At 60.2% G+C, this 23,397-nt stretch carries 19 protein-coding genes and 2 pseudogenes; 7 read left to right on the forward strand and 14 right to left on the reverse strand.

The window, feature by feature from the left end:
• The first annotated feature begins 307 nt into the window (after positions 1 to 307).
• Genes FH08_RS0108500 through FH08_RS0108510 form a run of 3 tightly spaced genes read left to right on the forward strand, consistent with a single transcriptional unit; the run spans position 308 to position 3,556 of the window.
• Positions 308 to 1,249: a dihydrodipicolinate synthase family protein gene (locus FH08_RS0108500; RefSeq protein ID WP_160172440.1), complete on the forward strand. Its 942-nt coding sequence runs from the start codon at positions 308 to 310 to the stop codon at positions 1,247 to 1,249.
• Positions 1,212 to 2,387 (forward strand): NADH:flavin oxidoreductase/NADH oxidase, encoded by a 1,176-nt coding sequence (locus FH08_RS0108505; protein ID WP_235210308.1) that lies wholly within the window; start codon positions 1,212 to 1,214, stop codon positions 2,385 to 2,387. Before FH08_RS0108500 ends, FH08_RS0108505 begins: the two co-directional genes overlap by 38 nt.
• A gap of 32 nt (positions 2,388 to 2,419) precedes the next feature.
• Positions 2,420 to 3,556 (forward strand): NAD(P)/FAD-dependent oxidoreductase, encoded by a 1,137-nt coding sequence (locus FH08_RS0108510; RefSeq protein WP_031357925.1) that lies wholly within the window; start codon positions 2,420 to 2,422, stop codon positions 3,554 to 3,556.
• Between the two features lie 19 nt (positions 3,557 to 3,575).
• Here FH08_RS0108510 and FH08_RS0108515 read toward each other — a convergent pair whose 3' ends face one another.
• The 8 genes from FH08_RS0108515 to FH08_RS0108550 all read right to left on the reverse strand — a co-directional run bounded on the left by FH08_RS0108515 (position 3,576) and on the right by FH08_RS0108550 (position 10,832).
• Complete coding sequence (locus tag FH08_RS0108515; RefSeq protein WP_031357926.1) at positions 3,576 to 4,316, reverse strand: amino acid ABC transporter ATP-binding protein; 741 nt, start codon at positions 4,314 to 4,316, stop codon at positions 3,576 to 3,578.
• Positions 4,237 to 4,983 (reverse strand): amino acid ABC transporter permease, encoded by a 747-nt coding sequence (locus tag FH08_RS0108520; RefSeq protein ID WP_035565685.1) that lies wholly within the window; start codon positions 4,981 to 4,983, stop codon positions 4,237 to 4,239. Before FH08_RS0108520 ends, FH08_RS0108515 begins: the two co-directional genes overlap by 80 nt.
• Positions 4,983 to 5,657 carry an amino acid ABC transporter permease gene (locus tag FH08_RS0108525; RefSeq protein WP_031357928.1) on the reverse strand — a complete coding sequence of 225 codons (675 nt, stop codon included), beginning with the start codon at positions 5,655 to 5,657 and terminating at the stop codon, positions 4,983 to 4,985. Before FH08_RS0108525 ends, FH08_RS0108520 begins: the two co-directional genes overlap by 1 nt.
• Positions 5,658 to 5,738: 81 nt before the next feature.
• Entirely contained in the window at positions 5,739 to 6,542 is an 804-nt protein-coding gene (locus tag FH08_RS0108530) for a transporter substrate-binding domain-containing protein (RefSeq protein WP_031357929.1), read from the reverse strand.
• Between the two features lie 204 nt (positions 6,543 to 6,746).
• On the reverse strand, positions 6,747 to 7,514 hold the full coding sequence (locus FH08_RS0108535; protein ID WP_031357930.1) for an SDR family NAD(P)-dependent oxidoreductase: 768 nt from the start codon (positions 7,512 to 7,514) through the stop codon (positions 6,747 to 6,749).
• 56 nt (positions 7,515 to 7,570) lie between these two features.
• Positions 7,571 to 8,326 (reverse strand): SDR family NAD(P)-dependent oxidoreductase, encoded by a 756-nt coding sequence (locus FH08_RS0108540; RefSeq protein WP_031357931.1) that lies wholly within the window; start codon positions 8,324 to 8,326, stop codon positions 7,571 to 7,573.
• Positions 8,327 to 8,511: 185 nt separating this feature from the next.
• Positions 8,512 to 9,309, reverse strand: a complete 798-nt coding sequence (locus tag FH08_RS0108545) for an IclR family transcriptional regulator domain-containing protein (RefSeq protein ID WP_051887958.1) — start codon at positions 9,307 to 9,309, stop codon at positions 8,512 to 8,514.
• A gap of 65 nt (positions 9,310 to 9,374) precedes the next feature.
• A complete protein-coding gene (locus FH08_RS0108550) occupies positions 9,375 to 10,832 on the reverse strand; it encodes an NAD-dependent succinate-semialdehyde dehydrogenase (RefSeq protein WP_031357933.1) in 1,458 nt (485 codons plus the stop codon).
• Between the two features lie 169 nt (positions 10,833 to 11,001).
• Here FH08_RS0108550 and FH08_RS0108555 point away from each other — a divergent pair, with 169 nt between their 5' ends.
• Positions 11,002 to 12,411: an aminotransferase gene (locus FH08_RS0108555; RefSeq protein ID WP_081889398.1), complete on the forward strand. Its 1,410-nt coding sequence runs from the start codon at positions 11,002 to 11,004 to the stop codon at positions 12,409 to 12,411.
• A 55-nt stretch (positions 12,412 to 12,466) separates the two neighbouring features.
• On the opposite strand, the gene gcvPB is transcribed toward FH08_RS0108555, so the two are convergent.
• Together gcvPB and gcvPA are read right to left on the reverse strand one after the other, a co-directional pair.
• Positions 12,467 to 14,020 carry an aminomethyl-transferring glycine dehydrogenase subunit GcvPB gene (gcvPB, locus tag FH08_RS0108560; protein WP_031357935.1) on the reverse strand — a complete coding sequence of 518 codons (1,554 nt, stop codon included), beginning with the start codon at positions 14,018 to 14,020 and terminating at the stop codon, positions 12,467 to 12,469.
• The gene (gcvPA, locus tag FH08_RS0108565) at positions 14,010 to 15,428 is read right to left on the reverse strand and encodes an aminomethyl-transferring glycine dehydrogenase subunit GcvPA (RefSeq protein WP_031357936.1); all 1,419 of its coding nucleotides are present in this window, start codon (positions 15,426 to 15,428) and stop codon (positions 14,010 to 14,012) included. The genes gcvPB and gcvPA overlap by 11 nt, the downstream gene beginning before the upstream one ends.
• 103 nt (positions 15,429 to 15,531) lie before the next feature.
• On the opposite strand from gcvPA, the gene FH08_RS0108570 reads away from it, so the two are divergent.
• Complete coding sequence (locus FH08_RS0108570) at positions 15,532 to 16,653, forward strand: ATP-NAD kinase family protein (protein WP_031357937.1); 1,122 nt, start codon at positions 15,532 to 15,534, stop codon at positions 16,651 to 16,653.
• Positions 16,654 to 16,674: 21 nt separating this feature from the next.
• Positions 16,675 to 17,607, forward strand: coding sequence for a 3-hydroxyacyl-CoA dehydrogenase (locus FH08_RS0108575; RefSeq protein WP_031357938.1), 933 nt, complete (start codon positions 16,675 to 16,677; stop codon positions 17,605 to 17,607).
• 453 nt (positions 17,608 to 18,060) lie between these two features.
• Here FH08_RS0108575 and FH08_RS0108580 read toward each other — a convergent pair whose 3' ends face one another.
• Both FH08_RS0108580 and FH08_RS0108585 read right to left on the reverse strand, forming a co-directional pair.
• Positions 18,061 to 18,567 (reverse strand): cytochrome P460 family protein, encoded by a 507-nt coding sequence (locus tag FH08_RS0108580; protein ID WP_051887962.1) that lies wholly within the window; start codon positions 18,565 to 18,567, stop codon positions 18,061 to 18,063.
• Positions 18,568 to 19,267: 700 nt separating this feature from the next.
• Positions 19,268 to 19,621: pseudogene (locus FH08_RS0108585) on the reverse strand (hypothetical protein); the annotation flags it as partial.
• Between the two features lie 280 nt (positions 19,622 to 19,901).
• On the opposite strand from FH08_RS0108585, the gene FH08_RS0108590 reads away from it, so the two are divergent.
• Positions 19,902 to 21,398 carry a catalase gene (locus FH08_RS0108590; RefSeq protein ID WP_200878721.1) on the forward strand — a complete coding sequence of 499 codons (1,497 nt, stop codon included), beginning with the start codon at positions 19,902 to 19,904 and terminating at the stop codon, positions 21,396 to 21,398.
• Positions 21,399 to 21,651: 253 nt separating this feature from the next.
• On the opposite strand, the gene FH08_RS0108595 is transcribed toward FH08_RS0108590, so the two are convergent.
• Positions 21,652 to 22,419 (reverse strand): alpha/beta fold hydrolase, encoded by a 768-nt coding sequence (locus FH08_RS0108595; RefSeq protein WP_031357942.1) that lies wholly within the window; start codon positions 22,417 to 22,419, stop codon positions 21,652 to 21,654.
• A 181-nt stretch (positions 22,420 to 22,600) separates the two neighbouring features.
• A pseudogene (locus FH08_RS50290) lies at positions 22,601 to 23,242 on the reverse strand (response regulator transcription factor); the annotation flags it as partial.
• Positions 23,243 to 23,397: the final 155 nt, after the last annotated feature.

Genomic DNA, 23,397 nt, shown 5'->3' on the forward strand with positions numbered 1-23,397 from the left:
GCACGTCTCGCGGTCGCCACGGCGAACTACATCGGAGCAATTTTTGACGTAGACGCTTTGTGACAAAACGTGCGCCATGCTAACATTCAGACGCCATGTGAACAAAATTCAATGTTGGAATTTTGTGAAATTTTTGCGAAATTGGCTTAATGCTACCTAAATAGACACGCCAAATCTTACTGATTCGCGGCGAGAATCGGGTGAAAGGCGATCAGGGGCGCGGTTGAAGACAAAAACCCGCTTCGATCTCACGCGCAAAATATGTGCGCGTGGCGCTCAAGCGTTCAACGAATTAACGGAGAGATACGTGAGTAAAGTTTTTCGTGGCAGCTATGGTGTGACCGTGACGCCCTTTACCGCCGACGGCAAGTCGATCGATGAAGGCGCACTCAGGCGTTTCCTTGACTGGCAAATAGAAGCGGGCTCGCCCGGCGTGATCATCCTGGGGACGACCGGCGAGTTCTTGACCATCAGCGACGAGGAGCGCACTCAATATGTAGAGGCCACGGTCAAGCACGTGGACGGGCGGATGGACGTACTGGTCGGCACCATGAACGCGTCGACGCCGAACGCGGTGCGTTATACCCGCGAAGCGGAAGCGCTGGGCGTAGACGGTTTCATGATCGCACCACCGTACTACTACACTCCCACTGACGACGAGATCTTCGAGTATTACCGGGCGATCTCCGAGGCCACGTCGCTGCCGATCATGCTTTACAACAACCCCGTGACGACCAACGTCGACATGTCGGCGAAACTGGTGGCGCGCCTGACGCGAGCGCTCGACAACGTCCGCTATATCAAGGAAGCGAGCATGGACGTCGGCCGCGTCTATGACGTGATCGAGGCGACCGAGGGCGTGATGAACGTGTTTGCCGGCGAGCGGCCGGTGGAGAGTTTCCTGCTCGGCGCGGTCGGCTACGTGAACCCGTACGCAAACTACATCCCGGAGGCCTCCACGCGGCTGTGGAACGCCCTGGTCGAGGGCGAACTGGAGGAAGCCAAGACCATCCAGAAGATGATCGCCAGCTTCGACCGGATTATCGCGGAAGGCCATCCGACCTACGGGCACCAGTGCTATTCGAAGGCGCTGGCGGCGTCGCAAGGTTATCCGGTCGGCGACGTGCGGCCACCGCTGACCAAGTTCGCGGCGCTGGGCGGCGAGGGTATCGAACGGCGCGCGAAGATCGTCTCGATCATCGACGACATCAATGCTTACGTCGCGCGGTGCGCTGCGCAAAAAGCCTGAGCCGGCAATGCACGAGATCCGCTTGTTCACGCCGTTCAGTTCGCGGGGCATTACCTTCTCCAATCGCATTGTCGTTTCGCCGATGTGCCAGTACCGCGCCGTCGAAGGCGCCGTGAACCCGTGGCATCTTGCGCATCACGCGCGTTTTGCGCTCGGTGGCGTGGGCGGTGCGGTGATCGAAGCCACCGCGGTCGAGCGGGACGGCCGCATCAGCGAAGGCTGTCTCGGACTGTGGGATGACAGTCAGATCGATGGCTTCCGGCAACTGGCGGAGCTTTATCACGGGGAGGGCATTCCGGTCGGCGTGCAGATCGGGCATGCCGGGCGCAAGGGCAGTTCGGCCAGTCCTTGGAATGGGGCGGGACCGCTCGCGAGTGCATCGCCTCCGCGGGGTTGGCAAACGGTCGCGCCTTCGGCGATTGCTCATGCGCAAGGCTGGCCAGTTCCCGCTTCGCTCGACGAGGCACGGATCGCGCGCATCGTCGGGTCGTTTGCGGCAAGTGCCCGGCGCGCCGTTAGCGCGGGCCTCGATTTTGTCGAAGTGCATGGTGCGCATGGCTATCTGCTGCACGAGTTTTTATCGCCGATATCGAATGGCAGGACCGACCGGTATGGCGGCACTTTCGAGAACCGCGCGCGTTTCGCGCTCGACGCCGCGCAAGCGGTCAGGCGAGCCGTGCCGGACAGCATGCCGGTGTGGTATCGAGCGTCGTGCGTGGATGAAAGCGCGGGCGGCGTGACGCTGGACGAGACTATCGAACTGGCACGCCGGCTGAAGGAGACCGGCATCGACCTGGTCGACTGTTCGTCGGGCGGTATCCGTGGCCCGGTTGCGAGGTCCACGCGCCCGGAAGCGCCCGGGCACCAGGTGCCTTACGCGGAGCGGATCCGTCGCGAAGCGGGCATCCCGACCATGGCCGTGGGACTGATCACGGAGCCGGGTCAGGCGGACGCGATCGTCAGCGAAGGCGCCGCTGATCTTGTCGCCATCGCGCGGGAACTACTGGCCGATCCGAACTTCGTGTATCGCGCGGCGCGCTCGCTGGGTCACCCGGCGCCGCACGCCTTGCTGCCCCAGAACTTCGCCTTCTTCCTCGCCCGGCGTAACATGCAAGTTCCGAATGCCACCTCCACGTAACTTCGTTTTTAACATCCCGCTTGGCTGACCCGATGAACGATGTGATTGTGATCGGCGGCGGTCTCGCCGGCTGCGCGACCGCCTACTATCTCGCCCGCGATGGCGTGGCCGTGACCGTGCTCGAGCGCAGCGAGCTCAACACGCAGGCATCGGGCTCCAACGCCGGAAGCCTGCACGCGCAGATCCCCCATGATCCCTTTGTCAATCGCGGCCCGCAGTGGGCCCGGACGTTCGCGCCGACCATCGGCTTGTTACGTCATTCCATCGATGTATGGCGCGATTTGCCGGCGACGCTCGACGCCGATCTCGAAGTGTCCCTGAAAGGCGGCCTGCTGGTTGCAACCGACGCATCGCAGATGGCATCGATCGCCGCCAAGGCGGAGGTGGAGCGCTCGCAAGGTCTGGATGTCCGGCTGCTCGATCGCGCAGAGGTGAGGACGCTGGCGCCCTATCTCTCGGACGCAATCGTGGGCGGTGCATTCTGCCCGGACGAAGGTAAGGCTAGCCCCCTTGCTGCGACGCTTGCGTATGCGCGAGCCGCGCGTGCGCTAGGGGCGAGATTCGTGCGGCAAGCCGAAGTGACTCGGATCACGCGAATAGGCGATGGCTTCGAGGTAACGGCCGGGACCGAGGTTGTGCGGGCCAGGCGCGTGGTTAACGCGGCCGGCGCCGATGCGGGCAAGATTGCCGCGTTGCTGGGGATCGCCATCGACGTGCAGGGGTTCGCGATCCAGGTCGCCGTAACGGAGCGCGTCGGGCCGTTGATTCCGCACCTGGTCTATTCGGCCGGCGACAAACTCACGCTCAAGCAAAACCAGGCGGGCTCCATCCTGATCGGCGGCGGCTGGCCTGCGCGCTGGCACAGCCGCGGTTATCCGAGCACGGATCCCGATTCCCTGCAACGCAACATGGCCGTGGCATTGGCCACGGTGCCGGCGCTCGGCGCGCTGCGCGTGATCCGGACCTGGGCAGCGGTGGTGAACGGCACGGACGACTGGAAGCCGATCCTGGGTGAAGTGCCGGGCACGCCCGGCTTCTTCATCAACTTTTTCCCCTGGATGGGCTTCACCGCCGGCCCCGCAGTGGCGCAGATCGTAGCGAGCCTGGTGCAGGGGAAGCCCGCCCCTTTCGATGTCGACCTCTCGCCGTTCCTGCTGGCGAGCGCCTGATCGCTATAGTGGCTTTTACTCAGTGATGCCGCAGTATCTTGCCGACGAAGTCACGCGTGCGGGCTTCGCTGGCATTGCCGAAGATCTTGTCCGGCGTACCGATCTCCACTACCTGCCCCTTATCCATCATCACCACGCGCGTGGAGACTTCGCGCACGAACGACATTTCGTGTGACACAAGCAACATCGTGATGCCTTCGCCTGCCAGCGTGCGCACCGTGTCGAGCACTTCGTTCACGAGTTCCGGATCGAGCGCAGCGGTGATTTCATCGAGGAGCAGAAGCTCCGGCTTGAGCGCGAGCGCTCGTGCAATGGCAACACGCTGTTGCTGTCCGCCCGACAGTTCATCGGGATAGCTCGCATGCTTTTCAGCAAGGCCCACTCGTCGCAGCAACTCCTTCGCTTCGGCTTCAACCTGCTCGCGCGGCCGCTTTTTGATCTTGAGCGGCGAGATGGTGACGTTGCGCAGCACGTCCATGTTCTGGAACAGGTTGTACTGCTGGAACACGATCGCCATCTTGTCGCGCGCGGCGCGCACGCTTTTACGTGACGAATAATCGAGCGGTTCGTCGTCAAGCACGACCCGCCCGCCGGTCGGCGGCATCAGCCCGACCAGCGTGCGCAGCAGGGTGCTTTTGCCCGAGCCCGACGGCCCGATCAGGCTGATTACTTCGCCCCGTTCAACCGAGAGTGTGATGTCGCGGAGAACCTGTTGCTGAGCGTACGCGCTTGAGAGTTTTTCGACTGCGAGGTGAGGCAAGGCGATTCTCCAGATAGGCACCCAGACGGCTTAGCGGGTAGGACAAAATGAAATAGGCGGCAAGGACGGCGCCATACACGAGAAAGGGCGAGAAACCCCGGTTCATCAGGACCTTGCCGGTGAACGTCAGCTCGACCACACCCATTTGCGATGCCAGCGACGTGTCCTTGATGAACATCACCATGAACGCGAACGCGGGTGGCAGGATCACTTTCCACGACTGCGGCAGCAGCACCAGGAACAGCGTCCGCATGAAGCCGAAGTTCATGACCTCGGCCGCTTCTATCTGCTGGCGTGGTACGGATTCAAGCCCGGCGCGAATGACTTCCGAGAGAAACGCCGTTGCCACGATGCAAATGGATACCGTTGCAATCGTGAAGAGCGAGATGTCGGAGCCGAAGCCCTGTAGGGCAAACATGACGATGAACAGGTTCACGAGAAAGGGAATGCGCCGGAACACTTCGACCAGCACCGTCAGCACGAAACGCAACGGTGCAAGCGCGCGCGCCTTCGTGCCGCGGATCACTGCAATGATGGCCCCGAGCACAATGCCGACGCCGCAACCGAGCGCGGTCATCGCCAGTGTGCGGCCCATGGCCTCCAGCAGGAACTCGAACGTGAAGCGCGTGAAGAACGTGGGAATTTGCGCAATGATCTGGTCGAGCATCAGAAGATCCTCGCTTTAACGCGAAAGGCATAGCGGCCGGTCAGCGCAAGGGCGATCGACGCAACGAAGGTCAGCGCCACGTACATGGCAGCCACGACCGAGAAGGTTTCGATAGTGCGCATGTTCGCACTGGAAATGTTGATCGCACGTCCCGTGAGTTCCTCGACACCGAAGATCGAACCAATCGAACTGCCGAGGACGAGCCAGACGAAGAAATTGCAGAGCGGCGCATAGATGGTCTTGGCAACGTGCGGCAGGATCACGTAACGCACCATTTGCAGGCGTGACATGCCGAGCGTTTCAGCGGTTTCCAGTTCCGATACCCGCACTGAATTGATACCCGATCGCAGGATGTCCGTGAGATACGCGCCCGAGTTCAAGGTGAGGCCGATCAGCACGGCGGTCATCGGAGAGAGGGTGATGCCGGCGTCGGGCAGTGCGTAGAACAGGAAGAAGATCTGCACCAGTGCGGGCGTATTGGTCAGCACAACCACATACAGGCCCACCAGGCGGCGTACCACCGCGCCGCCGTGCAGCTTGCCGAGTGCGCCGGCAAGTCCGATCGCGCTGCCGAGCCAGAACGAGACGAAGGCGATCTCGAGCGTCAGCACCGCGCCGGTTGCGAGGTACGGCAACTGGCGCAGAACGTCGGCGTATTGAAGGGTGTAAGTCATGGCAATCCGGATCAAACGACGACGTGCCCGGCGGGGCACGGGCTGTCATGCACGATATGGCCGTGCTTGCACGGCCACGGCTCAGAAATACGGGTTAGGTACGATCGGTTTTTGCATCGGCGTGCCGTACGCCTTTTGCCATGAGTCATTGACGAAACCTGTCGAGTGCAGGTCATACAACACCACGTTCAAATAGTCCTTGAGCGTTGAATTGCCCTTCGATACCCCGATGCTGTCGTAATTCACGAAGATCGGGTCGTTCAGCGTCCGCCACTTGATGTTCGGGTAATTCTTGGTGAAATTCTGGAAGAAGTCGATGTTCTCGACAATCGCATCGCCACGTCCTTGCGCGACTGCGCGCACCGTGTCCGCAATGGACTCCACCAGCAGCATCTTGGCCTTCGGCAGCTTGTCCTTCACGTAGTCGACCGACCAGTTGCCGCGCATATCGACCAGCGTGACCGACGGCGAATTCAGGTCCGTCCATTTCGTGGCCTTGATCTTGTCGGTGGTCAGCACGGACATGGACTCGGTATGCAGGGGCACCGTGAAGTCGATCAACTGTGCGCGTTCGGCGGACCGGGTCAGTGCACCGAGCGAGATATCGATGCGGTCGGACACGAGGAACGGCACGCGCTGCGCGGCTTCGGTCGGCACAAACTCGGCCTTGATGTTGAGCGTGCTGGCAATCTTGTTGCCAATGTCGATATCGAAACCCGCGAGCTGGTTCGTCGCATTGTACGAGCTCATGGGCGGAAAGTTCGGATTCACGCCAATGCGAATAGTCCCGCTCTTGATGACCTGATCGAGTGTACGGGCTTCGGATACCTGAGCGGTCATTGTTGAGACAACCGCCGCCAGCACGAGAAATACTGCTCTAAACATTGCGAACTCTCCAGAAAGGGCAAGGGAAAATCTGCGCGGCGGATGCCGGGTTGCCGGGTTAGCTGATTCGGTGACAGAGGTCAGGCTCAGATCGCACTCAGGTAACGCTCGGGCAACGCATGAAAAAATTGTCGCCGCATCAAAATACGCTGTCAAAGAAAATGTGCGCAAGGCGCACTTATGTTCTCAAAATTGATGTTTTATTTAGCGCACGTAGCTTGCGCCGTTGACATCGAGCGTGGCGCCGCTCAGGTGACGCGCGGTGCCGCTGGCCAGGAACGCGACCAGGTTGCCGATGTCCTCGGGTGGAACCCACTCGCCCATCGCGAGTGTGGCGGTGATCTTGTCCTCGCCGCCTTGAGTGGCCGCGAACGCTTCCGACATTTGCGTGCGGACCACGCCTGGCGCGACCACATAAGCGAGCAGGCCATCGCGTGCGTGTGCCCGCGCGACCGTCTGGGTCATCGAGCGCACGGCCGCCTTCGACGCTGCATACGCGATGGTGTCGGGATTGGTCACGCCGCGCTGCGCCGCCCAGCTGGAGATGGTCACGAGCACGCCGCCCTGGCGGGCGAGGAAATGCTTGACCGCCCGACGGATCAGGCGCGCGGGCGCTAGTACATTGACTGCCAGCGTCTCTTCCCAGACGGCGTCCCAGGTGGCGTTATCGGCTTCGAAACCGCCGTGCCACAGCATGATCGCGGCGTTGTTGACATACACGTCGATGTGTCCTCGCCATGCTTGCGCGTCATCCCACATGGCTTCGGTCGCGGCGAGATCATGCAGGTCGGCTTGCACGAAATGCTTGCGCGATGCAGGCACGCCGGCGAGAGCCTGTTCAGCGCCCGCGCGATCATGGCCGTAGTGCGCCACGACGTGTGCGCCGGCAGCGCCGAGCGCCGTTGCGATTGCCGCGCCGATTCCTTTCGACGCCCCCGTGACGAGCACGGTCTTGTTTTCCAGACTGAACATCGATGATGACCTGTAGCGAGAGAAGGGCCGGTGTGCCGGAGATTGCTTGTCGGGGATTACTGCAAGCCGGCGTCGACGGGGAGCAGCACGCCCGTGATGCCGCTCGCCATGTCCGATGCCAGGAACATCGCGGCCTTCGCGACTTCGGCCGCGGTGGCGAGGCGTCCCAATGAATTGCCGCGCGCGAGTTCCTGCAGTGCGGTATCGGCTTCTGTGCCGCCCGTGCGGGCGCGATGATGGATGCGATCGAGCAGTGCGTCCGTGGCGATCGGGCCAGGAGCAAGCGCATTGACGCGCACCCCCTGCGGACCGAGATCGCGGGCCGCTGCGCGCACGATGCCCAGTACCGCGTGCTTCGACGCGGTGTAGAGCATCTGGCGGCCGTGGGCCGCGAACGAATTGATCGATGCCATCACGACAATCGATCCTTGCGTGACGCCGAGGACCTTGGCGGTCCTGGCAATCGTGATCGCCACGCCGCGGGCGTTGACGGCCATGACGCGGTCCCATTCATCGAAGTCGATGCTGTCCGTCGTGCGCCAGCCCGGCACGAGTCCCGCATTCGCGACCACTACATCAAGACGGCCGAACTGCTCGATCGTCGCCGTCACGCATGCCGCGACGCTTGCCTCGGAACTCACATCGCAATCGAGCGCCGTCATGCCGGGCGGCGGGGCCAGCCGCGTGGACGACGGCAAATCCGCAACCACGCCTACCGCGCCCTGTCCGGCAAACATCGATGCGATGGCGTGACCAAGGCCGCGACCGCCTCCCGTGACCAATACGACCTTACCTTTCACTGACGACTGCATGAACGATGGCTCCGATAGTGACGTCTTCCGATGGCGAATCGATATTAGCGCACAAAAGTTCGCCATGTAAACATCGTGTCATTAAAAATCGGCGACGAAGGATGACTAATGGATGAAAAAAGGGCGAAAAAAAACGGCACGCGAGGCGTGCCGTTTTCATGAGACGGAGGATCGATCAGTAAGAATCAGGCCTGCAGCGCCCGTGTAATGTCCTTCGATGCTTCCAGCATGGCGGATAGAATCCGTGTGCTGATGTCTTGCGGCGTGACGCGATCAGCCGGGCAACATACGTTGAGCGCAGCCACGACTTTGCCGTCGCGGTCGCGAATGGGCACGGAAATGGAGCGCAGGCTGATCTCCAGTTCCTGGTCGACGATCGACCAGCCGCGCAGGCGGGTTTCCTCTACCAGTTCTCGCAGCTTGACCTTCGACGTCACCGTGTTAGCCGTGAATTTATGGAGCTTGGCGGATTCCAGATATTGTTGAAACTCGGCATCCGGCAAGGCGGCGAGCAACACCCGTCCTGTCGATACACAGTGCGCCGGGGTCCGGCTGCCAATTGAAATCCCCACATTCACAATGCGATTCGATGCCGCCCGCGCGACATAGATCACCGAGTCACCGTCCAGTACTGCGGCAAAACACGACTCCTGCACGTTGGCAGATAGCGCGCTCATGATCGGTTGGGCGATATCCCAGATGTTCATGGACGACAGCGCCGAAAAACCAATCTCAAGGATCTTCGGCTTCAGGTTGAAGTACTTGCCGTCGGTCTCCGCGTAGCCTTCGCGCACGAGCGTGAGCAAAAAGCGCCGGACCGTCGCGCGTGTCATGCCGCTCGCTTCGGCCACCTCGCTTAGCGTGCGACGCGGCATGTGCCGGTTGAACACCTTGATGACTTCCAGTCCGCGAGCGAACGAGCCGACGTAGTCGCGGTCACGAACTTCGTCGTCGTCATCCAAAGCCGTTTCGAATGCGGCCATATGCTTCCCCTTCCAATAAGCCCGGTGGGCGCATGGCGCACAAATTGTGCAGTGTGCAAATCTTATCAGCAGACTTCAGCAATGCACACATATTTGAGTTCGGTAAATTCCTCGATGCCGTGCATGGACCCCTCGCGCCCGACGCCCGATGCCTTCACCCCGCCAAACGGCGCGCCCTCAAAGGATGTCGCGCCTGTATTCACGCCCACGATGCCGCATTCCAGCGCCTCGCTGACTCGCCAGACGCGTGCGTTGTCGCGGGTGAAAAAATAGGCGGCAAGGCCAAATTCCGTGTTGTTTGCCGCGGCGACGGCTTCTTCTTCAGTGCCGAAGCGGAAAACGGGCGCGACGGGGCCGAACGTTTCCTCGATCGCTACTTTCATCGACTGGGTGACGCCTGTCAGCACGGTCGGCTCGAAAAATGACCGACCCAGCGCGTGGCGTTTGCCGCCGGTCGCGACCTTTGCCCCCTGCGCGAGCGCGTCCGCCACGTGCTCCTCCACCTTCGCCACCGCCTGTTCGTCGATCAGAGGGCCTTGCGTCACGCCTTGCTCGAGGCCGTCGCCCACTTTCAGCGCGTTCACTGCGCGGGTGAGCGCCTCCACATAGCGGTCATGAATGCCCGCCTGGACGTAGATTCGGTTCGCACACACGCAGGTCTGGCCCATGTTGCGGAACTTGGACGCGATCGTCCCGGCCACGGCGACGTCGATATCGGCGTCGTCGAATACGATCAGCGGCGCGTTGCCGCCCAGTTCCATCGCGACTTTCTTGATCGTGCCAGATGCCTTCTGCATGAGCGACCGGCCGACTTCCGTCGAACCGGTGAAGGTGAGCTTGCGCACGAGGGGGTGGATGGCGAGTTCATCGCCGACCTCCGATGCCGCTCCTGTCAGCACGCTGAATACGCCGGCGGGCAAGCCGGCGCGCTGCGCGAGTTCGGCGAGCGCAAGCGCGGAAAAGGGCGTCGCGCTGGCCGGCTTGAGCACCATCGTGCAGCCAACGGCAAGCGCGGGCGCGGCTTTGCGCGGGATCATGGCCATCGGGAAATTCCATGGCGTGATGGCTGCGCAAACGCCGATCGGCTGGCGAAGCACAAGCATGCGCCGGCCGGCTGACGGCGCCTGAAGCACTTCGCCGTGCAGGCGCTTGGCGTCTTCCGCATACCACTCGAAGAACGCTGCGCCGTACAGGATTTCGCCGCGGGCCTCGGCCAGCGGTTTGCCTTGCTCGGCGGTCAGGATCCGGGCGAGATCGTCGGCGTTGGCGACGATCAAATCGAACCAGCGTTTGATTATTTGCGAACGTTCCGCCGCAGGGCGTGCGCTCCATGCCGGCAAAACGCTATGCGCTTTTTCGATGGCGATAGCGGTCATCGCGCGGGTGGCCTTGGGCACCTTGCCTACCAGTGCGCCGGTTGCCGGGTTCACTACCTCGATAAAACCCGCCCCTGTATCGGCTATCCACTCGTCGTTCAGAAACAGCGCTTGTTTGAGCAGGGTCGGATCTTTGAGTGTCAGCATCGTTGAAAATTCCTCGGTTGGGCGTTTGATCAATTTCGACTCGTTGATTTATGTTCTCATATCGCCCAAAATGACGCAATGCGCACAAATATGACTTAGGTTATTTTCACTGACATAGCGCGATGCGCTTTCAACCCGCTTTTTATCTGTTCCAACTTGGAGAATGTTCATGAGTTTTCCCGTGGCGGGCCCCGTGCCCGATCTCAACGATCTGGACCGGCAGTTCTTTTTTCATCCGTTCACGGCGCTGAGCGATCACGAACGCAACGGACCGCTCGTGATGGTGGGCGGCGAGGGCGTGTGGCTGGAAGACAACCGCGGGAAGCGCTACATCGACTCGATGGCGGGGCTGTGGTGCGTGAACGTGGGATATGGGCGTCGTGAGATTGCGGACGCAATGCACGCGCAGGCCATGAAGCTGGCCTACTATCACACGTTCGCATCGATGTCGACGGATGCGCCCATCCTGCTCGCGCAGAAGCTGATCGAGATGTCGCCGGTGCCGATGTCGAAAGTGTTCTTCGGCAACTCGGGGTCGGACGCGAACGATACGCAGGTGAAGCTCGTCTGGTATTACAACAACGCGCGCGGCCTGCCGCTCAAGAAGAAGATCATTGCGCGCAGTCGCGGGTATCACGGCGTGACCGTGGTCACCGCCGGCATGACCGGTTTGCCGGGCCTGCATAACGGCTTCGACCTGCCGTTGTCGTTCATCAAGCACACCACGGCGCCGCACCGTTTGTGGGAGGCCGAACCGGGGCAGAGCGACGCTGAGTTCGTGACAAAGTTAGCGAACGATCTGGAGCAGCTGATTCTGGCCGAAGGTCCGGAGACGGTCGGGGCCATGATCATGGAACCGGTGATGGGCGCGGGCGGCGTGATCGTGCCGCCCGAGGGCTATTACCCGGCCATCCAGAAGGTCCTCGATAAATACGACATCCTGTTGATCGCCGACGAGGTGATTTGCGGCTTCGGCCGGCTTGGCACGATGTTCGGCACCGAGGCCATGGGGATGAAGCCAGACCTGATCACGGTTGCCAAGGGCGTGACCTCGGCGTACGTGCCGTTATCGGCGAGTCTGGTGTCGGAGAAGGTGTGGCGCACGATTGTCTCGGGCAGCGACAAGCTCGGTGTGTTCGGCCATGGCTTCACCTACAGCGGGCACCCGATCGCAGCGGCCGCAGCGCTCGCCAACCTGAAGATCATTGAAAACGACAAGCTGGTGGCGCAAGCCGGCGCGCGCGGCGAAGTCATGCACAAACACCTGCGTGCGGCCTTCGGCGATCATCCGGCAGTGGGCGATGTGCGTGGCTTTGGGTTGATTGGCGCAGTCGAGTTCGTGGCCGCGCGCAATCCGGCGAAGCGCTTCGATCCGGCGTTGAAAGTCGGTTTGCGCGTCGCGAAGGCGGCGCTGAAGAATGGCCTGATCACGCGCGGCCTGCCGGACGGCGACTCCATCGCGTTCTCGCCGCCGTTCGTCATATCGGAAGACGAGATTGGCGAGATGGTGAAGCGTGCGCGGCTCGCGGTCGATCAGGTCTTCGGGGAACTGAAGGCGGAAGGGCACTGGAAAGGCTGAAGCACGAACGGTCCGCCACGCAACGCGGCTGACCGTTCACTTCTTGGGATCACCTCTATGCTTGTGCGCGCTTCTTCACGTGCGCGCGCCAGGTCATCGCCCAGCGTGATGGATCTTCGAGCGCTGCTCCATCAATCCGGCCGGCCGGATGGTTGTGCGGCGCGGTCCTGACGATATCCGGGGTGGTGTATGCCTCGTGGCAGATCTGCGCCAGCACGGCAATCCAGGTGTCAATGTCCTCCTTCGACCACATCTCACCTGCCTCCGGCGTAAAAGGTTGCGGCACGATCCACGGTTCGTGCGCGAGCCAGAATGCATCGACGCCGAAATCTACCATCCGGTTCTGTACGTCGAACACGGTCACGCCGGTGTCCTTTTCGAGCGTCTCCAGGCTGAAGCGCGTCATCTCCATGCGCCATGCGCCAATGTGCGGATGCGAGCACGTCACGCCGCGGATCTTCATGAGTTCCTGTGTCATGTAGTTGTTCGCGAGCACGGACAGGTCGGCCGCCGCCGCGATGCCGTCCGCGCCCATCGCACGCACCCATGCATAGGCCTTGATGACCGTCTGCACGTTGCCGAAAAACTCGCGCACCCGGCCGATGCCGCCATCCGCTCCCGGCTCAAGCTGATAGGCACCATCGCGTTCGACGACGAGCGGTCCCGGCAGATAAGGCGCCAGCGCGGCGCTGCACCCGTACGCGCCGACGGCAGGGCCGCCACCGCCCTTCGGGCCTCCGAAAGTTTTATGCAGCATGAACATGCATGCGTCGAAACCGAGTTCGCGTGCGCGGATCCGGCTCATCACGCCGTTGAAGTTGGCGTGATCGTAGAAACACAGTCCGCCTGCTTCGTGAACGATCCGCCCCCACTCCTTGATATGCGGGTTATAGATGCCCATGTCATCGGGATTGTTGACCATCAACGCAGCGGTGCGCTTCGACACGACCGACTTCAGCGCCTCCACCGACGGGTAGCCGTTTTCCTCCAGCGCCAGCGTGATCACCTTGAAGCCGGCGGTGGCTGCGGTCGCGGGATTGCACGGATGCGACTGGATGGTCGTGATGATTTCGTCGCGCGTCTCAAGCTCGCCGCGCGCCGCATGGTAGGCGCGTGTGATGCACGCGTGCGTGTAGGCCGCGTCTGCGCCGCCGGCCGCCTGGAAGACGAAGCGGGCCATGCCGGACAGTTCGCGCAGCGCGAGATCCAGCGAGTGAATGATTTGCAGCGCGCCTTGCAGCGTCTCGGGATGCTGGCGTGGATGCAGTTCGGCGACTTCATCGCGCGACGTGATGGCTTCGTTCAGGCGCGCGTTATATTTCATCGTGCACGTGCCGAAGAGCGAAATGCCCATCATGCCCAGCGTCTGTTGCGACAGATGCAGATAGTGGCGCAGCACATCGGGTTCCGACATCTCCGGGAGCGCCGGGCGCGTCGAGCGGCGCATCGATGCGGGAATCAGTCGTTGCGGGTCGCCGACCCGCTCGGCAACTGCCGCATCGATGTCGGGAAACACCACGCCGCGGCGTCCCTCGCGTGACATCTCCATCACGATCGGCTCGTCCCAGACAGCGGCGTGATAACGGCGCAGTGGTGGCTTAGTCGTCATGGTTCAGGATCTCGCTGAGGGTGTCGATGAGGCGGTCGATATCACGCCGTTCGTGAAGTTCGGTGACGCAGTAAAGCGCGCTCTGGCCGAGTGCCGGAATGTCTGCGGAAAGGTCGTGGCCACCGAAGATGCCGCGTTCGCGCAGCGCGTGATTGATCGACGCCACACTGCGTCCTGTCGCGGAAAAGTCGACCACGAACTCCTTGAAGAAACTGCCGGACAGCGACACGGTGACCCCTGGCAGGCTTTCCAGCCGTTGCGCCGCATAGTGGGCTTGTGCAGTGATGAGCTTGCCGACATCCTCGAAACCTTGCGGTCCCATCAGCGATAAATACACCGCGTTGGCGATCGCCCACAGGTAGACGGAGTTGCCGGTCCAGTCCTTGCCGTTTTCACGCGATCCATACGACGACTGCTCTGCCAGCGACAGCCCGAAGCCGATCTCGCCGGGCCGGCTCGTTCCCGTCAGGCTAACGAGCAAGGTGGGATATTCACGCGCGTAGCGCTCTTCGTCGCGCGTTGCGATAAAGCCGCCCAGTCCGCCGCCGCCATACAGGTGGACACCGAGCGGTTGCGTCGTCCCGACCACGATGTCGGCGCCATAAGACGGCGGCGGTGCGAGCACGCCGAGCGAGATCGGGTCCACCCCGACGATCATTTCGGCGCCCGCCGCATGCGCCAGCTCGGCCAGGCGCCGCGCATCCTCTTCGAGAATCCCGAGGTAGTTGGGCATTTCGATGTAAACGGCGGCAATGTCATCGCCGATGTCGCGGATTTTCGCGGCAGCGTCGGCCAGGTCGATGCGTCCGGTCGCGGGATCGAAACGCATCGGCACGATTGAAAGGTGCTGCGCCATTTCGGGCGGCTCGCAGTAGTTGCGGATCACTAGCAGCCGTTCGGGGTCAATCGCTTCCGGCACGAGTACCGTACGCCGTCCGTTCAGGCGCGAGGCCATACGCAGCGCGTGCCCGGCTGCGCAGCCCCAGGTGTAGACGGGCAGGCCCACCAGATCGCAGTCGACTAGCTCACCCAACTGGCTGCAGAACTCGAACCACGCCTGATAGCGCCCTTGGTCCGAAGACGGCGTGCCCCAGACCGATGTCAGGAACTCGCTGCGGCGGACGATCTCGTCGCAGATGGCCGGCACGTGATGGCGCCAGCATCCGCCCCCCAGGAAGCTGAGATCGCTTTCGCAGTGACGGTTCTGGCTGAGTGTATCGATGAGATGACGCCGCAACGCTGGTTCCGAGGCTAGGGCAGGCGGCAAGTCGAGCGGGGCTTGAGTCCGGTGATCGGCGGGAATCTGCTCGAACAATTCCTCGATCGTTTTCGCGCCGATAGCGTCCAGCATTTCCTGCTGGATCGCGCTCACGGAATTCGCCATGAAGGGATGCGGCTGGTTTCGCATTCATTACTCCGGTAACTGGCGCCTGAATAGTTATTGCGCACAATTGTTTGTATGGCGCACAATATAGCCACATAAAATTTTTGCCGCAAGGCCCGACGCGTACGTGGCGATCTGCATTGGAATAGTGATCAATCCGCTCGCCGGCGTTGGCGGGGCGGTCGGGCTCAAGGGCAGCGATGGCGCCGATACAGTCGAGGCGGCGCGCGCGCTGCATGCCTCGTTCGATGCCGGCACTCGGGCGTTGCCCGCGCTGTTGAAGCTCCGGGCGCTCGATGCATCGCGTGTGCGGGTTGTCACTGCCGCCGCGGAGATGGGCGAGAACGCGTGCCGCCTGGCTGGGCTGAATGCGCAAGTCGTCGCGTGGCCAAAGGGCGCGCCGAGTTCATCGGCGGATACGTGTGCGGCATGCCGGGCGTTTATCGATGCCGGAGCGGACCTGATCCTGTTCGCCGGCGGCGACGGCACGGCGCGCGACGTGGCGGCGATCGTCGGCACGGACATCCCGCTGATCGGAGTGCCGTGTGGCGTGAAAATGTACTCGGGGGTGTTCGCGCTGAGTGCTGCGCGCGCCGGGGAACTGGCGGCGCATTGCACTCATGGAGCGTTCGATACGCAGCGCGTCGAGTTGCTGGATATCGACGAAGCGACGCTGCGCGCCGACCGCGCTTCGTCGCGGTTGCATGGCTATGCGCTGGCGCCGGTTGACCGCGTGCGCATGCAGGGCAGCAAGGCGCATATGCCCGCCAACGATCGCGCTGACATTGATGCCGCGTGCCGGCAACTGGCCTCTGAATTCGAGCGCGACACGCTTTATATCGTCGGTCCCGGCACCACGATGGCGAGGCTCTGTGAACACGCGGGCGTGCAGGGCACCTTGCTGGGCGTCGATGCGATCGTGAACGGCAGCATGGTTGCTGCGGATGCGTCCGAAGCGACGCTGTTGAATCTGCTGGACCGATGGTCGTCGTCAGCTATCGTGGTCGGCGTGATCGGACGCCAGGGATGCCTGTTCGGGCGTGGCAACCAGCCGATCAGCGCACGCGTGCTGGCGTGCGTACCGCGGCAGCGTATCGAAGCCGTTGCGAGCGTTCACAAGTTGTTGTCGTTAGTCGATGGCCGCCTGTTCGTGGATACCGGCGACGCAGACATGGATCGCGCGCTTGCAGGACCGCTGCGGATTCGCACAGGCGCGAACCGGAGCATGGTCATGCGCGTGACGTATTGAAAGTTCAGACACGGAGGAAAGATGAGGACGGTAGCAATAGTCGGCGGGGGAAGTATTGGCGTGGCGTTTTGCATTGTGTTCGCGCGGGCGGGTTTCAACGTGCGTTTGTACGACCCGGCCGATGAACGGCGGTGTGCAGTGGAACCTGAGGTGCGAGCTCGCCTGAACGACCTCGCTGAATTTGACCTGCTTGATGATTCGGCGGAGTCAGTGCTGGCCCGCATTGTCGTGCTCGACAACCTCGCCGATGCCGTCCGCGGCGCCGTGCTTGTGCAGGAATGCGCGCCTGAAAGAGTGGACCTCAAGCGCGAGCTGTTCATGCAGATCGATGAAAATGCGCGGGCCGACGCGGTGCTGGCGAGCTCATCGTCCGCTCTGACGGTTTCCTCTTTTGCGGATGCGCTGCCGGGCCGCGCGCGGTGCCTCGTCGCGCACCCCGGTAATCCGCCGTATTTGATTTCCGTGATCGAGATCGTGGCCGCGCCGTTCACCTCAAGCGAGACCATCGCTCGCGCGAATGCGCTTTACGAAGAGGCGGGGATGAGCGCGGTTCGAGTAACGAAGGAAATAGAAGGCTTCATTTTTAACCGCCTCCAAGGCGCCTTATTGCGGGAAGCGTATTGCCTTGTGCGTGACGGCGTGGCGTCCGTGGCTGATATCGACCGTGTGGTGCGCGATGGTGTGGGCCTGCGCTGGTCGGTGACTGGGCCGTTCGAGACAGTCGATCTCAACACGCGTGGCGGGATTGAATCCCATGCGCGAAAGATGGGTCCCGCCTACGAACGAATGGGTGCTTCACGAGGCCAGCATGATCCGTGGACCCCCGAACTTGTGGCGCGTGTGGCTGGCGAGCGGCGCGCCGAATTGTTGCTTGATGACTGGGACGCACGCGTGCAATGGCGTGATCGCCAGCTAATGGCTTTGATCCGAGATCGCAGGGAGATGGAGATTTGAGCGTTGAGGGGCAAGTATCGGTATGCCAATCGATCGTCAGAGCAAATTGCCTCATCCGGTCTCTGCCTTCCGAACGGATGAGGGACCTGATTTGAAGGGATTTTCGGATCGAAGTTTCGCACTTGAAATAATGTTAAGTAATCGTCGGTCGACATCGACACGACACGACACGCCGTGACACTCAGTAGGAGCGGCTCCCTAAAAGTCTTTTGAATCGCCCTATGATCTTAAGCGACAATGACAGGCATGACAGGCATGACAGGCACGACAGGCATGACAGGCATGACAGGCACGACAGGCAGACAGAACCCACGGGCAACGACCGAAGTCGACTTGCCACTCAGCCGCAGTTACCTATTCGCACAAGAGCCGCCTGCAGTTCATCCGAAACGGATCACGATTAGCACTTGTCGGTGATCGTTCCTCCGCAGTTTCCTACCGCGACAAAACGTTTCATGGCGCTAAGCGCGTGAAGACATAATCATGGTTTTTCACCAGCGCTTGGTGGCATGCGAAGCATGATTGGTGCTGCGCTTCGTCAGCGGGCTTGCCATTGATAAACCGCCCAAATCCCCAGCCTCCCGTAGTAGCGTACTTCTTTGAATTTTTCACCATAATTTGAACTGTTGTAGCCGTCCCGGGAATGGAAGCCGGTGCAAACTCGGGGGATGGTACGCGTTTCCAAGCCAGCTTTGCCAGAATGGCTCCGTCTGGAAAAGGAAGCGTCGAGTTGCGGATTGCCTTGATCGCGATAGGGTTCCCGAGTACAACACGAAGCTCGTTCAGCGGAGCGGCCTCTTCGGCGGGTGCAATCATCTCCCATTGCCTGTAACCGTCGGGGATGGTGATGCCGTAGATCGGCGATCCGGCTTCCGCATGTGCGCTGACGGGAGCTGTTGCTATCGCAACAGCAGCCGATGTAGTGGCTGTCAAAAATAGTTTCGTGGGGGTCCAGTTCATAAAAATTACTGATTGCCGAATTGGCCAGAATCCCGAATGCTGAGGAAGATTTCGATGTGAATGTCTCCACAAAAAGGGTTCTTTAGATCTACATCCGATTGGTGATATCAGAACGATACAAGCCGCAGTGGGAGCTATCTGGGATGTTTGAGAAAGCACCGCGTGAATTCCGTGAATACGTAAATCGCAAGCCGAGCCTTGACTTTGGCACGCAGCTTTGAACCAAACGTGCAGTGATTTCTTTCCGCATTTGCATATCGTCTCGCCGAAACCGGCGCTCAACTGGATCGGGAACACCTTTCACAAGCCGTTGACATGATTTGAGCAGAAACGCGTGGACGGATCGATAGGACCTTGGTATCGGGCGATACCTTCGTTTCGGTCGTGTTAGTACGTGCGTTTCCTTAGCGTCACCTCGGAGAAGAAACGGCTCTACAGATATCCACGACGTAACGAGGTCGCTGGCAATCCGAGTCCTGTCGGTCGAAATGATCCGGGCCGTGAGGGATCCACTCCTATAGAGGTCTGAGCGTGTTTGGCCTAGGCGCCATTTGCCGACTGGCTCTTGGTCCACACCGCGGAGTAAGTGGACGTACCCAACGGTTTTGCGGCATTTCAGCACGAAGTCGGCCTAATCTAGCCGGCGCTCCTGAAGAAGTTCATATAGCGCCTATTTGCACTACGCGATTAATGCAATTGCTTAGGCGGCGGAACTGAGTTGATCAGTCGGAAGCCCGAACTGGCCACCGATCGAAAACAAGTGGTCCCACCTCCCATGACCGAAGACGTCATGAACGTTCCGCAGGCAGCTCAGTAGTTCGACGGTCGTCAGATCGTAGATGTTGATGCGCGAGCGCAGCAGAACGCGCCTCAGTGCGGCCACGTCGACGTCAATGTAGACGGGCGCCCGATCCGGTCGCTCGATGACACAGGGAACCGGCACGCCCTCTATCGCGGTCAAATAGGCGCTTGCCTTGATGAAGCTGCCCACAGGGCAACCGCCGCAATATCCCTGATACGCATCGCCGCCGCGCGCCAGCAACGCTGCCTTTTTACAAGGCGAAATGCAGTGCAAACATTAGCGACTTATCGTCTTTTGGTAAGTTGAAGCAAGTCGCACCAGCTAACACCTGTGTATTGCTGTCAGGTACCACGAATGGCGATACGATCGTCGGGGCGAAACGGGGCTATGTACGACATTCGTGCTGCGTTTTGTTCGCCGGCGCGAAATGCCATAACCAGCTTTTGTGTGTCTGCATCCTGAAGCCGCGGGCACCACGCTGATGCCCGGCCGATAAGCCCCGCAACTCAACGTGTTTTTAACTTATCGGTTAATGAATTTCTCCACCTCTGTTCAAGGACTACTCGTGAAAAAGTTGACGACTGCTTTTGGTGCACCTGTTGTAGATAACCAAAATATTCAAACCGCTGGGCCGCGCGGTCCCGCGTTGCTGCAGGACGTATGGTTCCTCGAGAAGCTCGCGCACTTCGATCGTGAAGTGATCCCGGAGCGGCGAATGCACGCTAAGGGCTCGGGCGCTTTTGGCACCTTCACAGTCACACACGACATCACGAAGTACACGCGTGCCAAGATCTTTTCGGAAGTCGGCAAAAAGACGGAACTGATTGCCCGCTTTTCGACTGTTGCGGGTGAACGTGGTGCCGCGGATGCGGAACGGGATATTCGCGGGTTCGCTGTCAAGTTCTATACGGAAGAGGGCAACTGGGATCTGGTCGGCAACAACACACCGGTGTTCTTCCTCCGGGATCCGCTGAAATTTCCCGACTTGAATCACGCGATCAAACGCGACCCGCGCAGCGGCTTGCGCAGCGCCGAAAGCAACTGGGACTTTTGGACCCAACTTCCCGAAGCATTGCATCAGATTACGATCGTAATGAGCGAGCGCGGAATTCCCAAAGGCTTCCGTCACATGCACGGATTCGGCAGTCATACGTTCAGCTTCATCAGCGCGGCCAGCGAACGCTTCTGGGTCAAGTTTCATCTGGTGACGCAACAAGGCATTCAGAACCTAACGGATGCGGAAGCGACGGCCCTCGTGGGTGTCGATCGCGAGAGTTCGCATCGCGACCTGTATGAAGCGATCGAGCGCGAGGAGTTTCCTCGGTGGAAATTGTTCGTGCAAGTGATGCCGGAAAAGGAGGCGACGACCTATCCGAGCAATCCATTCGATCTGACCAAGGTGTGGTCGAAGAAGGACTATCCGCTGATCGAGGTCGGCGTGATGGAGCTGAATCGCAACGCGGAAAATCATTTCGTCGCCGTGGAGCAGTCCGCGTTCAATCCAGCGAATGTACCGCCGGGTATCGGCTTTTCGCCGGACAAGATGCTGCAAGGCCGGCTGTTCTCGTACGGCGACGCGCAGCGTTACCGGCTTGGCGTGAACCACAGCCTCATTCCTGTGAATGCGCCGAAATGCCCTGTGCACAGCTATCATCGCGACGGGTCGATGCGCGTGGATGATAATGCCGGCGGCACTACGCCCTATAACCCAAACACGCGTGGGGAATGGCTCGATCAACCGGATTTCAGCGAGCCGGCGCTATCGCTGGAAGGCGCTGCGGATCACTGGAATCATCGCGTTGACGAAGACTACTTCTCGCAGCCCGGCGCGCTGTTCCGGCTTATGTCGGATGCGCAGAAGCAAGCACTGTTCGATAACACTGCACGTGCGCTCGAGGGTGTATCCGCGCCGATCCGGAAGTTGCACATTGAGCACTGTACAAAGGCCGATCCGACCTATGGGCAAGGCGTGGCTGCTGCCCTTGAATCGTCGTGTGCGAGCAGTGCGACGCCGAACCGGGCGGTCTGATCTCTTTGTCAGAAGGCTGGATACGGGCCAAGCGAATGGCCCGTGCTCACGTCAAATCCTGATCGTCGATTATCGCCAGTAGCTCGTCTCTGCGATATTATGCGGCGACGCAGCTAATCGGAAGTGCATGGCGCCTCGACGTGCAGATCATCTAGCAATTCGACAGACCCGCAAACCGTGCCGACCTGTTGATTGTCTAGTTGCTTCTCGGTGATCGATGAGCCCTGCTGGTCGACTTGTGATTCAGGAGCGGCTAACGGGATGCTCCTTTCGCGGCATCGACGATGACATTGACAACGTCATTAGGTTTTGACATGAAAACAAAGTGACTCGCGTCCAATTCGACGGCTTTACTCCCTGCACGCTTGGCCATACTCCGTTCAAGATCGGGGTTGATCGCCCGATCCTTTGTTGCGATAACAGCCCAGCTCGGTTTGGTTTTCCATGCCGGCTCTCCAGCTTCGGCGGCAAAGACCTTGGAAGAGGTGAACACTTGTGTGCGTCCGATAAATTCGGCGTCACCCTTTGGGATATCTGTCGCGAGGAACCGAGGCAAGTCCGACGGCTCCAGATAAAGATAGCCATCAGACGTTGCCTTGATGGTGCTCTTTGCATCAGGAACGGGGCTGCTCGCTTGTAACTTCGCCACGCTTTCCCCTTTCTCAGGTTCAAATCCACTGACGTACACGAGTGCTGCCACATTCCCGGCGTGACCGGCTTCGCTGATCACAATGCCACCATAACTATGGCCGACTAGAACGGTGGGACCATCCTGAAGATCGAGTACACGTTTAGTCGCTGCGACATCATCAGGCAACGATGTGAGCGGCTCCTGAACGATCGTCACGTTGTACCCCTTCTTTGTTAGACCATCGGAAACTGCTCGCCATCCCGATCCATCGACCAACGCACCGTGAACGATAACGACTTTCTTGACGTCAGCAGCAGAGGCCAAGCCCCAGGGTCCCAGAGAGCAGAGTATGGAGCCAAAAATCGCTGAATAGATGTAATGCCTAGACATTCTGGAATCCTTGTAAATGTGCGTGAGATTGAATTGAATAATCGGCGCAACCTAAGTGTCATGGCAGCGTTTGATCGCTACCAGATGGAAAGCGAGGCAATGAAAATGACTGCTCCCGATTTTTTAGCTGTGATCGCGCCAGCGAAGTGTGGTTTATATGCGGAAAATTCGAATCAGGTGTCGCAGGCTGCACACCTAGCGTTTGGGCTTTACGAACAAGGTCAGGAACGCAACGCACTGCCATTTTTTTCATTGCGGACCCGCGATGAATCTTGACGGTAATTTCACTTACGTTCATTCGCCCGGCGATCTGCTTGTTGAGATAACCGGCGATAACATACGTTACAACCTCGCGCTCACGAGGAGTCAACGTCTTGTAGTTTTCACGGACTTCAACTTCCGCCTGGTGCTTTTCAAGGCGCTCAGCGTCGCTAGCGAGTGCGGACGCTACCGCATCAAGCATATCCTGGCAACGAAATGGCTTTGCCAAAAAATCCACCGCTCCTGCTTTCATTGCCGCCACGGTCATAGCGATGTCACCGTGGCCAGTCATAAAAATAATTGGGATCGCAATTTCTAGTTTGAGGGCGTGCTGTTGGAACATTAACCCGCTTTCTCCGGGCAACCTGACATCCAGAATCAGGCAACTGGGAACTTGCTCCCTTGATGCCTCTAGAAATCCCTGGGTCGTCTCGAATGCGCGGACGTGCAAACCGACCGAGCAAAGCAGACCGGACAACGACGCTCTGATTGATTCATCGTCGTCGACGATATAGACCGTTGAGTTGGTCGTATTACTCGGTTGAATAGGTAGGTTGTGCACGGTCGAATTGTGAAGTGAGGGAAAGGATTTGCAAGCAACTCTACGAAGCGAGTTGACGGCGGCCTTTTTCAACGATTGTTCTACGAGCCCTACGGGTGGATATTCCCAGGTGCATCTGGACTCAAGCGAACTTCCAAAATGCTGCCGTAGTCGTC

The organism is Caballeronia sordidicola (assembly GCF_000729995.1).
In the GTDB taxonomy this organism is placed as follows: Bacteria; Pseudomonadota; Gammaproteobacteria; order Burkholderiales; family Burkholderiaceae; genus Caballeronia; species Caballeronia sordidicola_A.